The sequence below is a fragment of the Williamsia sp. z71 genome (assembly GCF_059553375.1).
Genome location: NZ_JCANWX010000004.1, coordinates 128,320 through 143,834, shown reverse-complemented (window position 1 = coordinate 143,834; position 15,515 = coordinate 128,320). Strand labels below are relative to the sequence as shown.

Sequence of the window (15,515 nt, the reverse complement as noted above, 5' to 3'; positions counted from 1 at the left end):
GGCAGTCACTGACACTTGACTATATGCTGCGAAAGTTCTTCCGGCGGCTACCCGAGTGGATGTGATCGTGACCGAGAGTGTGAATGTCAGCGTCAGAGCCGATGAGCGGGGCGGAAGTCCGGCAGGCAGTGTCCTTCTGATCTCGTTGCTGCTCATCGCCGCATTCGTGGTGATCCTCAACGAGACCATCCTCGGTGTCGCACTGCCGACGCTGATGACCGATCTCGACATCACCGCGGCCACCGCGCAGTGGCTGACCAGCGGCTTCCTGCTGACGATGGCGATCCTGATCCCCACCACGGGGTTCATCCTGCAGCGGTTCAGCATCCGCTGGGTCTACGTCGCAGCGATGTCGTCGTTCACCATCGGCACGCTCCTGGCCGCGGTGGCACCGGGTTTCGAGGTGCTGATGATGGCCCGGGTGATCCAGGCCGTGGGCACTGCGCTGATGATCCCGTTGCTGATGACCACCATCCTCAATGTGGTGCCGGAGCATTCCCGCGGCCGCGTGATGGGACTGGTGTCCGTGGTGATCTCGGTGGCGCCTGCCATCGGGCCCACCGTGTCCGGTCTGATCCTCGAATCGCTCAGCTGGCGCGCGCTGTTCTGGATCGTCTTGCCGGTGGCGGTTGCAGTGCTGATCTCGGGCGGCATCCTCGTACGCGACGTGGCCGAGCGGCATCCGTCGCACCTCGACGTCATCTCGATCCCGCTCTCGGCCCTGGGCTTCGGCGGAATCGTGTACGGCCTGAGCAGTATCGGTGAGTCATCCACCGGGCATACCCCGGTGCCGCCGTGGATCCCACTGGTGATCGGTGTGGTCTCGCTGGGGCTGTTCGTGGTCCGGCAGATGAAGCTGGTCGAGCGCGGCCGGGCGTTGCTGGATCTGCGGACCTTCAAGATCGTCCAGTTCCGGCTCGCGACGTTGCTGATGGGCGGGCTGATGCTCACCCTGTTCGGCGCGCTGATCCTGCTGCCGCTGTATCTGCAGAACGTTCTCGACAAGAGCGTCCTGACAACAGGTTTGGTCCTGCTTCCCGGTGGCCTGGTGATGGGCCTGCTGGGGCCGGCCGTCGGTGCGCTCTTCGATCGTTGGGGTGCACGGCCTCTGGTGCTGCCCGGCACGATCGCCATGAGCGCCGGCACGTGGTTGCTGGCGATGCTCGATGCCGATTCCGAGCTCTACACGGTCATCATCGCCCACGTGATCCTCAGTGCCGGCATCGCGTTTGCCCTCACCCCGTTGATGACGTCGGCCCTGGGTTCGCTGCCGCGCGAACTGTATTCACACGGCAGTGCGACGGTCAGCACGATCCAACAGGTGGCCGGCGCTGCCGGCACCGCCCTGTTCATCACCCTGATGACGCGGGGTATCACGGCGTCGGAAGACGACGGCAACTCCGCGATCATCGCGAATGCCGACGGAACGCACCTGGCATTTGTTGTCGGTGGCGTCATCTCGGTCGTCCTCGTGCTCGCCGCGACACTGGTGCGATCGGCCGACAAACCGGCCATCGCCGAAGTGACCGAGAGTTAGGGCGCAGTAGGGGGGTTGCCGCCGAGGTTCGACGGCGAAGACCGTCTCGCTGCCCGAGGGGGCAGCCCGGGACCATCTGGCCCAGCCGGCTCGGATCAGCTTGTGACAGAGGGGCCTTGGGCGTACGCGTCGGCGAATTCCCGGCTCGGTGCGATCGGTGAGATCACGTCGAGGAGGACGCCGTCCGGTGCTTCGATGATGAAATGGCGCTGACCGAAGTCCTCGTCGCGCAGCGATTGCACGACCGGAAGTCCGCGCCGCTCAACGAGTTCGGTATACCAGTCGGCGGCATCGGGAACCTCGACGTTGACGAGGATCCCACCCGAGGGTGCACGGCGGAACGCCGCGGGGACGGTCTCGTGGTTGCGGTCGAGGATCGCCAGTTCGAAACCGTCGCGGCGGAAACTGACATACCAGTCGCTGGTGAAGGTGGTCTCCAGTCCGAGGGTGTCGCGGTAGAAGCCCGCGGTCGCGCTGACGTCGTCGGTCATCAGGACGGGGTAGAGGCTGGTGAGGGACATGACGTGATCCTTTACGTACGATGTGTAGGTATATCGACCATACATACACAACGTACGTAAAGGAAGGCCTTTCGATGCCTCGTGCCTCCGCGGCCGCGGCCGCCGCCACAGCCGCGACCATCCTCGACACCGGCACCGCGCTCTTCTCGGAACGGGGCTTCGGCGGCGTCTCGCTCGATGATGTGGCCGCTGCGGCCGGTGTGACCAGAGGCGCTGTGTACCACCACTATGCGAACAAGCTCGGCCTGTTCCAGCAGGTGGCGGCCCGGTTGCAGGCGAGCGTTGCCGATGCGGTCGTTTCTGCGGCAGAGGCCGCCGGTGACGGTCCGGCGGACCAGCTCAGGGCCGGTTGTCATGCGTTTCTCGACGCGATCACGGCCGGCGGGACCGCGCAGGTGCTGCTGGTGGACGCGCCGGCCGTGATCGGCTGGGCCAGATGGCGTGAGCTCGATGCGAATCATTCCGCCGCGCACCTGAACGAGGCACTCGCATCTGCCGGCGTGGAACCCGGACTCGTCGAGGCGACGACGGCACAACTCAGCGGGGCGATGAACGAGGCTGCGTTGTGGCTGGTCGACAAGGCCGAAGAAGGTGATGGCCGGCCGGGCTCGTCGGACTCACGAGAGCAGGCCCACCGGGCCCTCGACCGCCTTCTCGGTGCGGTCCTGTCCGAATGACCTGACCTGCACCGCCACCAGGTGTTCGGTGACCTTGTCCCAGCGGTCAGCGGCCGCCGTCGTCGGCCCGGATCGCCGCACCTGCGGCCGCGGTGCTGTTGGCCTCTTCCTCGAGCTGTCTCAGGTGGGGGACGACCTCTTCGGTGATCACGGCGTTGTAGGCCTCCGGTTGCTGCTTCGGGTTGGCATGACCGGAACTGGGCATACGCACCACGAACAATCTGCCCGAAGGTCCGCCGGTCACGTCGAAGAGGACTTTCTGGGAGTAGTCGACGTCGACGACGGGATCGTCGGTGCCGAAGTCCGGACGCAGGAAGATGATCGCCGGCAACGGACGATCACCGGCCTCCTTGTCGATCGCGGCAAGGTCGTCCGAGGCGCCCGAAGCTGCGATGGCAAGGAACTGGGACTGGATCAGCCCGTTGCTGGCGGCATCGGTGTTGAAGATCTTGGTTCTGAGCACGTCGCGGATGGTTGCGCCCAGGGCCAAGGGGTCGAGCAGCGGGTGGGGCTCGGAGTCCGTCAGCAGGTACTGGTCTTTGCGGGCCGCCGTCTCGACGGCCAGGCGCAGGCCGCGGCTTTCCCTGGCGCCGGGAAGCCAGCCCATCCAACGCAGGAGATCTTCGCCGGCGTCGCGGCTGCTCGGTCGCACCGCGTGCAGATTCACCGGTGTGCAGTCGAGGATGAGCGCGACCAGCGTGACCTCGGTGTCATGGACGATGTGCTCGCCGACCTCGATCGCGATGATGCCACCCATGCTGTGCCCGACCAGTACGACCTTGTAGATGCCCATCGACTGCGCGTAGGCGGTGACGATCCGGCTGATCACGGCGGTGTCGAGACCTTCGTTGTCGTACTGCACCGCCCACACCTGTCCGAGATCGGCCAGCGCCGGCAGCGAGCGAGCGGTGGTCCTGGCGTCGAGGTTGCCCAGGCCGACCATGTCGACGACCGCGGTGTCCTGGTTCGCCGGATCGGCCGCGTCATAGATGAAGTGGATCTGCGGCTGTGTCTGTGCCAGGCGCTGACGTTCCGGCGCGACATCGCGAACCCAGTACTGCGAACACAGGATCATCACGGCCAACACCACGTAGCCGCACCACATCGCGAAGCGACGTACGCCGGACAGTTCAATCCGGTTGTGGCCCAGTCGGGTTGATCGCAGAGCTTCTTTGCGCCGTTCATCGCTCCAGTCGGTGACCGGATGATGTGGCCCGCCGAGACCTGGTGTCATCCTCCCCAGCGTAGCGACGTTTTCACACTCTGATCGGGTGGCGGGCAGGTATGTGATTCCATGGAATACATGGAGTTCGGAATCTCGACATTTGTCACCGATGAAGGCATCCGTCCCGATGCGCTGGGCAGTGCCCTCGAAGAGCGTGGGTTCGATTCGTTGTTCCTGGCGGAACACTCGCATATCCCGGTGAGCAGGCAGTCGCCGTACCCTGGTGGCGGTGACCTGCCGCGGGTGTACTACCGAACGCTGGATCCGTTCCTGGCGCTGACCGCTGCGGCGGGCGTCACCACGCGGCTGCTGCTGGGGACCGGCATTGCTCTGCTTCCGCAACGCGACCTGATCCACACCGCGAAAGAGGTTGCCACACTTGATCTGCTCTCCCGGGGCCGGGTCGCGTTCGGCGTCGGCGTCGGATGGAATCGGGAAGAGATGCGGAACCATGGAACCGACCCGCGGACCCGGGGTGCGCTGATCGATGAGCAGCTCGCCGCGCTGAAGGCCATCTGGACGCAGGATGAGGCCGAGTTTCACGGGGAACATGTCGACTTCGATCCGATCTACTCCTGGCCCAAACCGGTCCAATCGCCGCATCCGCCCATCTACATCGGTGGTGAGAGCCCGGCTGCGCTGGCTCGCCTGATCAAATACGGCGACGCCTGGCTTCCTCGCGCCCACACCAGCGCCGACGAGATCATTCGGGTGCGTGGGTTGCTGGCCGACGCCGGCCGAGGCGACATCCCGTTCACGATCTTCGCGGCGGGGTCGTCGACCGACGAGCTCGACGGCTACGCCCGTGCGGACGTGCAGCGGGTGACGTTCCTGTTGAAGACAGCTCCGCAGGATGAGACGCTGCGCCGGCTCGACGAGTTGGCCGCTGTGGCCGAACGCTATCGCTGATCCGATGGACGCTGATGCGGCGCGCCGCGCGCTCGAGACCGCGCGGTCCGAGACAACCGACCTGATCACCCAGATGTCGGCGAGGCTCGCTTCGGTCGTCGATGCGGCTGCGGAGGGAACCGCTGACGACGAGCATGATCCGGAGGGCTCGACACTGGCGTTCGAACGAGGACAACTCGTCGCGCAGATCGAGCGGTCCGAGATCAGGGTCGCCGAAATCGACACCGCCCTCGAACGGATCGCGCAGGGCACATACGGTCTGTGCGAACGGTGTGGCGCGCAGATCGGGGCAGCCAGGCTCGAGGTGCTTCCGGCGACCCGCCTGTGTATCAACTGCGCGACGTCGAGGGACCAATCGCGCCAATGGTGAGATGGCCCTACGTCGCAAACGAGCCAGAAATACGAGGACGAGCCACAAATTTGTGGCTCGTCCTCGTATTACCGGCTCGTTTGACGGATCAGGCCACGTAGTCGGCCATCACGTCGGCGAGTGCCTGCGCGCCGCGGTGACAGTCGGCTGCCTCGGCGAACTCGTGCGGGGAGTGGGAGACGCCGGTGGGATTGCGCACGAACAGCATCGCCGTCGGGACCTTCGCCGACAGCACCCCGGCATCGTGGCCCGCGGCGGTCGGTAGTACCGGGATGTCGCCGAGGTGACCGAGCGCGGTCTGCAGCCGACGGCGGATGTCGTCGGGGAACTCGACGATCGGGGAGACCGACTCGGCGACGATGTCCAGGCCGATGCCGTCGCGCTCGGCGTGGGCGCGGGCCTGCGCGGAGATCGCCTCGACCAGCGCGGTCAAGGTGTGTTCATCGGCGGCACGGGCGTCGAGCCAGGCCATCACCTCAGAGGGGATCGCGTTGGCGCCGTTGGGTAATACGCGCACCTTGCCGAAGGTGGCGACCGCGTCGTGCACTGCGGCGGCCTCGCGAGCGGTGTGCACCGACGAGGCGAAGGCGAGCATCGGATCGCGACGATCGACGAGGCGGGTGGCCCCGGCATGGTTGGCCTCACCGGTGAAATCGAACAGCCAGCGACCGTGCGGCCAGATCGACGACGCGACAGCGATCGGCTGATCGACCAGGTCGAGTCCGCGTCCCTGCTCGACGTGCAGTTCGACGTACACCCCGACACGCTCGACCAGGGTGGGGTCGGCACCCAGATGTGCCGGATTGCGCCCCGACGACGTGAGCGCTTCGGCGAGCGTGATTCCTTGGGCATCACGCAGTGTCAATGCGCGTTCGGGGGTCAGCGCGCCGGTGCTGAGCTGAGATCCGACGCAGGCGACACCGAAGCGCGCACCCTCCTCGTCCGAGAATGCGGTGACGGCAATCGGTTTCGTGGGCGTGATGCCCCGGGCGCGGACGATGTCGATGGCCGCGAACGCCGAGACCACACCCAGTGGGCCGTCGTAGGCACCGCCGTCGGGTACCGAATCCAGGTGAGAACCGGTGACAAAGGCGTCGCGGGGGTCGCCGACCCATCCTTCCGGCAACCACCATGCCCAGAGATTTCCGTTGCGGTCCTCCTCGGTGGACATGCCACGGGCCGATGCCTCGGTGGTGAACCACTCCCGCAACGTCATGTCGGCGTCGTTCCAGGCGAACCGCCGGTAGCCGCCGGTGGTTGCGCGACCGACATCGAGTATCGACGCCCACAGGGTGTCGAAGGCTTTCATCTATGTGTCCCAATCATTTCGGAGTAGTTGTCCGGCGGGTGCACCACGGTCAGTACCTACCCGGGATCCAAGTGGTGCCGGCCAGCGGAACCCGGGCCATCGCCGAGGCCTCGACGGTCAGGGCCACCAGATCCTCCGGTTCGAGGTTGCGCAGATGCGACTTGCCGCAGGCCCGGGCCAGTGTCTGGGCCTCCATGGTGAGCACCCGCAGATAGTTGGCCAGCCGGCGCCCACCCTCGACCGGGTCGAGGTTCGCCGACAGTTCGGGGTCCTGGGTGGTGATGCCCGCCGGGTCGCGGCCGGCCTGGAAGTCGTCGTAGAACCCGGCCTCGGAACCCAGTGCGCGGTACTGCTCGGCGTAGCGAGGACTGTTGTCGCCCAGTGCAATCAGTGCCGCGGTGCCGATGGCCACCGCATCGGCGCCCAGTGCCATCGCCTTGGCGACATCCGCGCCGCTGCGGATCCCGCCGGAGACGATGAGTTGCACCTTCCGGTGCACGTCCATCTCCTGCAACGCCTGGACCGCTTGGGGGATGGCGGCGAGGGTCGGGATGCCGACGTGTTCGATGAACACGTCCTGGGTGGCGGCGGTGCCGCCCTGCATACCGTCGACGACCACCACGTCCGCGCCGGCCTTGACCGCCAGTTTGACGTCGTAATAAGTGCGGGTCGCGCCGACCTTGATGTAGATCGGCTTTTCCCAGTTGGTGATCTCGCGGAGTTCGATGATCTTGATCGCGAGGTCGTCCGGCCCGGTCCAGTCCGGATGGCGGCAGGCGCTGCGCTGGTCGACACCCATGGGCAGGGTCCGCATCCCGGCGACGCGTTCGGTGATCTTCTGTCCGAGCAGCATTCCGCCGCCGCCGGGCTTGGCGCCCTGGCCCAGGACGATCTCGATCGCGTCGGCCTTGCGAAGGTCGTCGGGATTCATGCCGTACCGCGACGGAAGGTACTGGTAGACGAGATTCTTGGACTGGCCGCGCTCTTCGGGCGTCATGCCGCCGTCACCGGTGGTCGTCGAGGTCCCGACCTCGCTGGCGCCGCGGCCGAGTGCCTCTTTCGCCTGGCCTGACAGCGCGCCGAAGCTCATTCCGGCGATCGTGATCGGGATGTCGAGGTGCAGTGGGAACTTGGCGTGGGTGTCGCCGAGAACCACGTCGGTGTCGCACTTCTCGCGGTAGCCCTCGAGCGGGTAGCGGGACATCGATGCGCCGAGGAACAGCAGATCATCGAAGTGGGGGAGCTTGCGCTTGGCACCCCATCCGCGGATGTCGTAGATGCCGGTTTCTGCGGCTCGCTGGATCTCGGAGATCACACCGCGATCGAAGGTTGCCGATTCGCGCAGGGACGGGTTGTGGGTCATGAAGTCGCTCCTAGAACGTCGAGGTGTCTATACGCGCGGGTGCCGTCAGTACGCGGACGCGTTGTCGACGTGGAAGTTGTAGAGTCGGCGTGCCGAGCCGTAGCGGGTGAAATCAGCTGGGTCGGCATCGATCCCGGCGGCACCGAGCAGTTCGGCGAGTTCGGCGAGGTGCTCGTCGCGCATCTCCTTCTTGATGCAGTCGGCACCCAGTGAGGCGACGGTGCCGCGGACGTAGATCCGGGCCTCGTAGAGCGAATCGCCCAGGGCCTCACCGGCGTCCCCACAGACCACCAGTCGCCCGGCCTGTCCCATGAAGGCGCTCATGTGGCCGATGTTGCCGCCGACCACGATGTCGACACCCTTCATCGAGATACCGCAGCGGGCCGCGGCATTGCCGTCGATGACCAACAGGCCGCCATGGGCCGTGGCGCCGGCCGACTGCGACGCATCTCCATGGACCCGAACGGTCCCGGACATCATGTTCTCGGCGAGACCGACTCCGGCGTTGCCGTTGATCGTGACGCGAGCCTGCTGGTTCATCCCGGCGCAGTAGTAGCCGACATGGCCGTCGATGGTGACGTCGATGTCATTGTCGAGCCCGCACGCCAGGGCATGTGCACCCTGCGGTGAGGTGACGACGGACCGCTTCGGGGCCTGCGGCGACTGCAGGGTCTCGTTGACCGCACGGACCGTGCTCGAGAGCAGGTCGAAGACTGCGACCTCGGTCTCATCGACAGGGGTCGGGGTGTCGGTCACTGACGCTGCCATACGTACACCTGTTCTGGTTCGGGTTCGAAAATGCGGGCGGATTCGACGCCGGGCAGTCCTGCCAGAGCGCGGTATTCGGAGGCCATGGCCACCCACCGGTCGGTTTCGGCGATGACGGCGGGCTTGCAGGAGATCGCGTCGCGGACAACGGCAAAGGAATCACTGTTCGACACGAGCAGTGTGTAGAAACCGTCGAACCTCTCGTTGAGCATCAACAACGCCTTCTCCAGGTCGACACCCTCGGCCAGCTGTTCGGCCACGTATCGGGCACCGACCTCGGTGTCGTTCTCGCTGTCGAAGACAACGCCGTGACGCTCGAGATCGTGCTTGATCGACATGTGGTTGGAGAACGAACCGTTGTGGACCAGACACTGGTCCGGGCCGACCGAGAACGGGTGCGAACCGGCCGCGGTCACCGCGGATTCGGTGGCCATCCGGGTATGGGCGACGCCCTGCCATCCCGACGCATCAGGCAGTCCGAATCGATGGGCCAGTGCGGTGGGGTTACCCATGCCCTTGAGGACGGTGACCTCGTTGCCGAAGCCGATGATCCGGGCGGTCGGCGCCACGGCGCGGGCGGCGGCAACGAGTTCGTCCGACGGCACCGGCGCATGGACGACGGTGGTGGGGTCGAGGTCGATGACCGTCGCCTCCACGCCCATCGCTGCGGTCAGCGCCGCGGCGAGTTCGGTTGCCGACACGGGATTCTCGAGCAGCGAGACGGTCGCGTGACCCTCGGGTGACCAGGTCGGGTCGCCGTAGATGGACATGCCGGCCGAGTCGGGTCCGCGGTCGCACATCGCATCGAGCATGCCGGTCAGCAGTGTGCCCAGTTGGGGATACAGTGCCCGGTCACGAAGGTGCAAACCCACGATTCCACACATGTGAAACTCCTGTTCTCAAAGTGGGTGATGGTCAGAAAGCTGTGAGGTACTCATCGATCTCCCAGGCGGAAACCGTGTTGTGCCAGGCGAAGAACTCTTCGCGTTTGCGCTGTGCGAAGTACTCGCTGACACCGGGGCCCGCGACGTCGAGGGCGGCGGTGAGGACGTCGTCTGCCTCGAGTGCATCCATCGCATGGAGCAATGTCATCGGCAGCATCTCACTCGGGCTGTCACCGCTGCCCGGTGCGCCGGGATCGAGATTGCGGCGGACGCCGTCGAGTCCGGCTGCGATGGCCCCGGCCGCGGCCAGGTAGGGATTGGCGCTGCCGTCGCCCCCGCGGAGTTCGACGCGATTGTGGTCGGGCACGCGAAGATAGTGCGTGCGGTCGTTACCGCCGTAGGTGGCGTACCGGGGTGACCAGGTGGCGCCGCTGGTGGTCGTGGTCGCACCGGTTCGCTTGTACGAGTTGACAGTCGGTGCGATGACGGCCTGTAGCGCACAGGCGTGCTCGAGGATGCCGGCGATGAACGAGTAGGCGGTGGACGACAGTCCCAGGCCCTTGTCGTCGGTGGCATCGGGAAAGACCGCGCCGTCGGCGTTCCACAGCGACAGATGCATGTGCATCCCGGACCCGGTGCGGTCGGTGAACGGCTTCGGCATGAATGTTGCCTGCATACCTCGCTTTTCGGCGATCACCGAGAGCAGATAGCGGGCGGTGATGACCCGGTCTGCGGTCACCATGGCGTCCGCGTAGTCGAAGTTCTGCTCGAACTGACCGTTGGCGTCCTCGTGGTCGTTGGCGTAATTGCCCCACCCGAGCAAGTTCATGGCGCCGGAGATCTCGGTGAGATGGTCGTACATGCGGGTCACGTCGCGGGCGTCGTAACACGGCCGGCGACTGGAATCCGACGTGTCGGCGGTGGTCAGCTCGCCCGACTCGCCCTTGTTGACAAGGAAGTACTCGATCTCGGCGCCGATATTGACGCTGAAACCGAGGTCGGCAGCCTGACGCAGTGTCTCCTTGAGGATGATGCGCGGGGCGTACGGCCACGGCCTGCCCTCGACGTGCGGATCGCAATGTACGAGAGCCAAACCCGGCTGCACGAAGGGGATCGGGGTGAACGACGACGCGTCGGGCATCGCGACCAGGTCAGGATCTTTGGGCTCCTGACCCATCATCCCGGCCGCGTAGCCGGCGAAGCCGACACCGTCCTGCTCGAGCTGGCGGATGGCCTGCGCGGGAACGAGTTTGGCACAGGGCTTTCCGGACAGGGTCACGAACAGCGCCAGGACGAAAGTGGTGCCGGTGGCGTGGACCAGCTCGGACAAGGTCGATTCGGCAGCGGGAACCGTGGGGGTGAAGGCTTCGGCGGCGTCTATGGCCATGGCAGGCTCCTGGTGGGGGACTTTCGATGGAATGGAGGTCGTGGTCATCGCATCTCACCTGCACCTTCGTAGGGGTTCAGGCTCAGTAGCAGGTCGTTCTCTGCGAAACGGGCGTACCGGAAGTCGTGCGGGTCCACGTTCGGCAACGTGGTGGTACCGGTGGTGATGAGGTCGGCGACGAGTTCGCCGACGGCGGGGGAGATCTTGAATCCGTGACCGGAGAAGCCGGTCGCCAGGAAGAGTCCGTCGGCCGGAGACGGTCCGATGATGGGGTTGTAGTCGGGTGTCACGTCATACGCGCCCACATACGAGCTCGTGATCCGGGGATCAGGCATGTCCGGCAGCCGGCGCTCGAGCTTCATGATCGTCTTCTCGACGGTGCTCTCATCGGCGCGGTTCACGTAGTTGTCGGGGTCGATGTACTGCGGTGCCTGGTGGTCGGAGTTGCCCACCAGTAGTTCGCCGTTGGGTTCCCGGCAGATGTACTGGAGTCCGGCCAGGTCGGACAACACCGGGACATCGGGGGTGGGGACACCCTGGTCGACCAGAACCAGCTGCGCGCGTTGGGCCTTCACATCGACGTCGACGCCGGCGGTGGCCGCGAGTTCCGGAGTCCACGGCCCGGCGGCGACGATCACCTGCTCGGCATGGATTTCGTCGCCGCCGGCCAGGGTCACGCCGTAGACGGTCCCCGCAGTGTTCTGCAGAAGTCTGGTGACCCGGGTCGACTGTCGTACCGTGACGCCGAGCTTGCGGGCACTGGTGCCGAATGCCATGCCGGCCATGTACGCCTCACCTCGTCCGCCGAGTGGTTCGTAGGCGAATGCGGCGAAGTCATCGAGGTGCAGGCCGGGCCAGAGGTCGGCCATGGTGTCGTGCCCGATGAAGTCGACGTCGATGCCCAATCCCTGCATCATCGCCACGTTTGCCTTGAGCGGCACGAGGTTGTTCTCGCCGACGCCGACAACGTACCCACACTGGCGGAAGGCCATGTCGTCGCCGAAGAGTTCGGTTGCGCGGGTGAAGATGTCGACGCTGTACCACGACATCGCCGCCAGGGAGGGGGTGCCGTAGTGGCAGCGGACGACGCCGCTGGACTTGCCGGTCATCCCCGAGCACAGGGTGTCACGTTCGAGGACGAGCACGTCGGTTTCGCCGCGGTTGGCGAGGGACCAGGCGATGGCGAGTCCTTCGAGTCCGCCGCCCACGATCACATACTTCGCAGTTTCTGTCACAGTCGACTTCCTGGTGGGTAACCGGTGAAGGTTCTTTTGATTGTGTTTCTCAGTATGACTCGGCGTTGTATGTCAGGAAACAGACCCGATGTGACAGATTTGTTTCGGAATGATCAAGCCGGCGTGACGAAAGTTGCTGACGGGCCCGCGAAGATCGAGCGCACCGCGGCCGTCCGAGGTCGGGGGCGTCGGCAAATTAACACTGCCGCAATCGAGGAGGTGGTTTCCTCTCAATATCTACAGTTTCATGCGCTCAATCGGACCGTGTTGAACCGGGAGGACCACATGACCACCACAGATTCCGGCAAGGACCTCGCCCCGTTCCGGGTGACCTCTGAGTTCTGGAAAGACCTGCCCCAGATGCCGACCGGCGAGTATCCGGGGACCGAAGGATTCATCGACGACGTCTATGCCAACCCGGAAGGATCGGAGATGTCGGCCGGCTACTTCGAACTCAGGAACACCGATGCACCGCTCGATTACCACTACGCCTACGACGAGATGAAGGTGGTGCTCGAAGGGACGTTCCGACTCGAAAATCTCGACACCGGGCAGGTGGAGCATGCCGGACCGAAGGACGCCATCTTCTTCCCCAAGGGTTCGCGGATCAGATTCACCACTCCCGACCGGGCGTTGGCGTTCTTCGTCGGCCACCGTTCGTTCGCGCCGTGACGATGGCGGTGTCGATGGCCTCGACCAGCGTGCCGCGCTGGTCGGCGCAGGCCCTGCCCGACGTCGAGTTCGACGGGCACGCCGCGCATCATGTAATCGTCGCTGCCGGACCGGATGCGTTGGCGCACATCGCGGACCATGTCGCTGTGCTGCCGGACCGCACGTCGATCGTCGATGCGGGTGGTTCGGCGGATCCCGGTGCGTCGATGGCCGACGTACTCGGCGCCGCTCGGGTCGGCTGGCGGTTCGTGGTTGTCGGCACCGGCGCCGCGGTGATGCGACTGCGGGCGCTGATCGTCGCGGCCGGCGCAATCGAAGCCGAGATCGAGGTCGTCCACCTCGGCGGGACGGACGGATTCGCGGCCATCGAACGTGACGTCTTCTGTTCCCACTGCCACACCATCACCCCGACCACCACCGGCATCGATGAAACGATGGTTTGCTCCGGCTGCGGTGTCGAGTTGGTCGTCTACCACCACTTCTCGCGCCGGCATGCGGCGTATCTGGGCTTCCGGCCGGATTGCGAAGAACTCGCCGGAGAGGACAATGCGAGATGACCGTACCGGCCACCCCCTGCCCCGATGTCGCTGTCGGTGGTCTCCGCGTCGTGGTTGCCGGGGCACGGGTGCTGTGTGACGGTATCCGCGAGCTCGCTTTCGCCGACGCCAATGGTGATGCGCTGCCGTCGTTCTCGCCAGGGTCCCACATCGGCGTGCAGTGGCGACCCGGTGCGCGCAACTCATATTCCTTGACCGGTCCGGCGGTCGATCCCGCCGAATACTCGATCTGCGTGCGCCGCGACGACTCCGGACGAGGCGGTTCGGTGTGGCTGCACGGCCTGGACGTCGGGGACCGTGTTGTCATCTCGCAACCGCGCAGTGCCTTTGCGCCGATCGCGACAGCGCGCCATCACCTGCTGATCGCCGGCGGGATCGGCGTGACACCGATCCTGTCCCACGTCCGGGCGGCGGTGGCGTGGAACCGCTCGTTCGAGGTGATCTATGCCCACCGGCCCGGATCGGGGGCTCTCGCCGACGAGATGTGGAGTCTGTGTGGTGATCGATTGACTGTCGTCCACACCGCGGGTGCCTTCTGGGATCGCCTGGGGCCCAAACTGTTCAACTCGCCCCTGGGTACGCACGTCTACACCTGTGGACCGGGTTTGATGATCGACGATGTCGCGGCCGCAGCGCTCGTCGCCGGTTGGCCGGCTGCGCGAGTGCATTCCGAACAGTTCATGGTCGACGTCGAGGTCGGTGGGGACCCCTTTGCCGCACGGCTGCGCCGGACCGGCGGACTCGTCCCGGTCGGATCCGAAGTCTCGCTGCTCGAGGCGTTGATCGAACGTGGTGTGGCGGTCCCCAATCTGTGCCGCCAAGGGGTGTGCGGTGAATGCCGGGTGCCGGTGCGCTCCGGCACCATCGATCACCGCGACTCGTATCTGACCGACGACGAGCGCGCTGCAGGCGATGCGATGATGCCCTGCGTTTCGCGTGCGCTCGGTGACCACCTGGAGTTGGACCTCCGATGACGACCACCGGAACCTTCACCCGCGATGACGTCGCGAATTATCCGTTTCCTTTCCCCCGAGACCAGTACCGGTACAGCACAAACGTGGAACCGGCGGCGGGACGGAAGGAGACCGTGGCCGGTGGCTGGGGTCAGGCGCGGATCGTCATCGACGGACACCACCGTCGCGAACTGGCCGAGCGGGCGCGGATCCTCGCAGCGGATCCCTCTCGCGCGCAATGCCTCCCGCACATGGTTCCGGCCGCCTGGGACGCGATGCTGACCGTCATGCACGAGCTCGCCGGTAGCTATCCCGACCACATGACGCTCGAGCGGCTCAATGCCGGTGACAAGCCCTCGTACCGCTGGCGCAACAGACTTCTCGACATCGACGACACCTTCGTCTTCGGTGACCCGGCCGGTTTGCCCGCACCACCACTGCCATATATCTGCGGACAGGTCCAGGAAGACGTGGTGCTGCTCGACCAACGGGAAGAACAGATGTGGGCCGACGCCGGAGTCGTCACCTTTGCCGCGGACTGGTCATTCGGCTTCGACGTCGGGATGAGCTTTCTGCAGATCCATGGTCCGGTGCCACGTCTGCATACGGAGAAGATCGCCACCCGCGCGCACGAGTTCATCAAACGACTCCAACCGGCGCAGAGTTATCGGCGGACGAACTGGACGCTCACGGTCGACGGCAAACTCGACACATCCACCGAGACCTATCCGGAATGGGGCAGGGATCGAAGGACTTTGGCCGACGGTCCCCTGGAAGACGTGGGGGAGCGGTTGTTCCTGCGGACCGAGGTACAGCATCTGATCCGGCTGCCGCAGAGCAACGCGGTCATGTTCCTGATCCGGACGTATCTGTTGCCGTTCCGGGCGATCGCAACGATCCCGGAGTGGGCTGATCGTCTGTATCGGGTGCTCGACGACCTGCCGTCCGATATGGCCGACTACAAGGGCGTGTCCCGAACCCGCGGTGCGGGGATGCGGTGGCTCAGTGCATACGGGGGTGTCGTTCCCTGACTTTCACGATCAAAAATATGCTGTGTCACAACGGTTTCCATGACAGTTGTTCAGATTGCGCCGTTACACGACTGCAACAGCTGGTTGCGGGAGCGCAACACAACAGTGGTCCACTTG

16 protein-coding genes are annotated in these 15,515 nt (G+C 65.4%); 8 read left to right on the top strand and 8 right to left on the bottom strand.

The annotated features are described in order from the left end of the window. The first annotated feature begins 67 nt into the window (after positions 1 to 67). Complete coding sequence (locus tag AC51GR_RS11340; protein ID WP_496324747.1) at positions 68 to 1,537, top strand: MDR family MFS transporter; 1,470 nt, start codon at positions 68 to 70, stop codon at positions 1,535 to 1,537. Between the two features lie 95 nt (positions 1,538 to 1,632). Here the strand turns inward: AC51GR_RS11340 and AC51GR_RS11335 are convergent, their stop codons facing one another. Continuing rightward, positions 1,633 to 2,058 (bottom strand): VOC family protein, encoded by a 426-nt coding sequence (locus AC51GR_RS11335; RefSeq protein WP_496324746.1) that lies wholly within the window; start codon positions 2,056 to 2,058, stop codon positions 1,633 to 1,635. A gap of 74 nt (positions 2,059 to 2,132) precedes the next feature. Here AC51GR_RS11335 and AC51GR_RS11330 point away from each other — a divergent pair, with 74 nt between their 5' ends. Continuing rightward, entirely contained in the window at positions 2,133 to 2,735 is a 603-nt protein-coding gene (locus tag AC51GR_RS11330) for a TetR/AcrR family transcriptional regulator (protein WP_496324745.1), read from the top strand. Between the two features lie 46 nt (positions 2,736 to 2,781). On the opposite strand, the gene AC51GR_RS11325 is transcribed toward AC51GR_RS11330, so the two are convergent. Beyond that, the gene (locus tag AC51GR_RS11325; protein ID WP_496324744.1) at positions 2,782 to 3,969 is read right to left on the bottom strand and encodes an alpha/beta fold hydrolase; all 1,188 of its coding nucleotides are present in this window, start codon (positions 3,967 to 3,969) and stop codon (positions 2,782 to 2,784) included. A gap of 69 nt (positions 3,970 to 4,038) precedes the next feature. Between AC51GR_RS11325 and AC51GR_RS11320 the strand changes: the two genes are divergently transcribed. Together AC51GR_RS11320 and AC51GR_RS11315 are read left to right on the top strand one after the other, a co-directional pair. Next, positions 4,039 to 4,869, top strand: coding sequence for an LLM class F420-dependent oxidoreductase (locus tag AC51GR_RS11320; RefSeq protein ID WP_496325051.1), 831 nt, complete (start codon positions 4,039 to 4,041; stop codon positions 4,867 to 4,869). A 4-nt stretch (positions 4,870 to 4,873) separates the two neighbouring features. Next, positions 4,874 to 5,239: a TraR/DksA family transcriptional regulator gene (locus AC51GR_RS11315; RefSeq protein WP_496324743.1), complete on the top strand. Its 366-nt coding sequence runs from the start codon at positions 4,874 to 4,876 to the stop codon at positions 5,237 to 5,239. A gap of 88 nt (positions 5,240 to 5,327) precedes the next feature. On the opposite strand, the gene AC51GR_RS11310 is transcribed toward AC51GR_RS11315, so the two are convergent. From AC51GR_RS11310 to AC51GR_RS11285, 6 genes are read right to left on the bottom strand one after another with little or no spacing between them, the layout of a single operon-like run. Beyond that, positions 5,328 to 6,548, bottom strand: coding sequence for an allantoate amidohydrolase (locus AC51GR_RS11310; RefSeq protein WP_496324742.1), 1,221 nt, complete (start codon positions 6,546 to 6,548; stop codon positions 5,328 to 5,330). Between the two features lie 49 nt (positions 6,549 to 6,597). After that, entirely contained in the window at positions 6,598 to 7,911 is a 1,314-nt protein-coding gene (locus AC51GR_RS11305) for an FMN-binding glutamate synthase family protein (protein ID WP_496324741.1), read from the bottom strand. Between the two features lie 45 nt (positions 7,912 to 7,956). After that, on the bottom strand, positions 7,957 to 8,679 hold the full coding sequence (locus tag AC51GR_RS11300; RefSeq protein WP_496324740.1) for a protein glxC: 723 nt from the start codon (positions 8,677 to 8,679) through the stop codon (positions 7,957 to 7,959). After that, positions 8,664 to 9,563 (bottom strand): class II glutamine amidotransferase domain-containing protein, encoded by a 900-nt coding sequence (locus tag AC51GR_RS11295; RefSeq protein WP_496324739.1) that lies wholly within the window; start codon positions 9,561 to 9,563, stop codon positions 8,664 to 8,666. Before AC51GR_RS11295 ends, AC51GR_RS11300 begins: the two co-directional genes overlap by 16 nt. A gap of 31 nt (positions 9,564 to 9,594) precedes the next feature. Further along, positions 9,595 to 10,950, bottom strand: a complete 1,356-nt coding sequence (gene glnT / locus AC51GR_RS11290; protein ID WP_496324738.1) for a type III glutamate--ammonia ligase — start codon at positions 10,948 to 10,950, stop codon at positions 9,595 to 9,597. A gap of 44 nt (positions 10,951 to 10,994) precedes the next feature. Continuing rightward, positions 10,995 to 12,185, bottom strand: coding sequence for an NAD(P)/FAD-dependent oxidoreductase (locus tag AC51GR_RS11285; protein WP_496324737.1), 1,191 nt, complete (start codon positions 12,183 to 12,185; stop codon positions 10,995 to 10,997). Between the two features lie 285 nt (positions 12,186 to 12,470). Between AC51GR_RS11285 and AC51GR_RS11280 the strand changes: the two genes are divergently transcribed. Genes AC51GR_RS11280 through AC51GR_RS11265 form a run of 4 tightly spaced genes read left to right on the top strand, consistent with a single transcriptional unit; the run spans position 12,471 to position 15,398 of the window. After that, on the top strand, positions 12,471 to 12,857 hold the full coding sequence (locus AC51GR_RS11280) for a cupin domain-containing protein (RefSeq protein ID WP_496324736.1): 387 nt from the start codon (positions 12,471 to 12,473) through the stop codon (positions 12,855 to 12,857). Positions 12,858 to 12,871: 14 nt separating this feature from the next. Continuing rightward, on the top strand, positions 12,872 to 13,414 hold the full coding sequence (locus AC51GR_RS11275; RefSeq protein ID WP_496324735.1) for a dimethylamine monooxygenase subunit DmmA family protein: 543 nt from the start codon (positions 12,872 to 12,874) through the stop codon (positions 13,412 to 13,414). Beyond that, positions 13,411 to 14,388, top strand: coding sequence for a PDR/VanB family oxidoreductase (locus AC51GR_RS11270; protein ID WP_496324734.1), 978 nt, complete (start codon positions 13,411 to 13,413; stop codon positions 14,386 to 14,388). Before AC51GR_RS11275 ends, AC51GR_RS11270 begins: the two co-directional genes overlap by 4 nt. Then, entirely contained in the window at positions 14,385 to 15,398 is a 1,014-nt protein-coding gene (locus AC51GR_RS11265) for a heme-dependent oxidative N-demethylase family protein (protein ID WP_496324733.1), read from the top strand. Before AC51GR_RS11270 ends, AC51GR_RS11265 begins: the two co-directional genes overlap by 4 nt. Positions 15,399 to 15,515 lie beyond the last annotated feature (117 nt).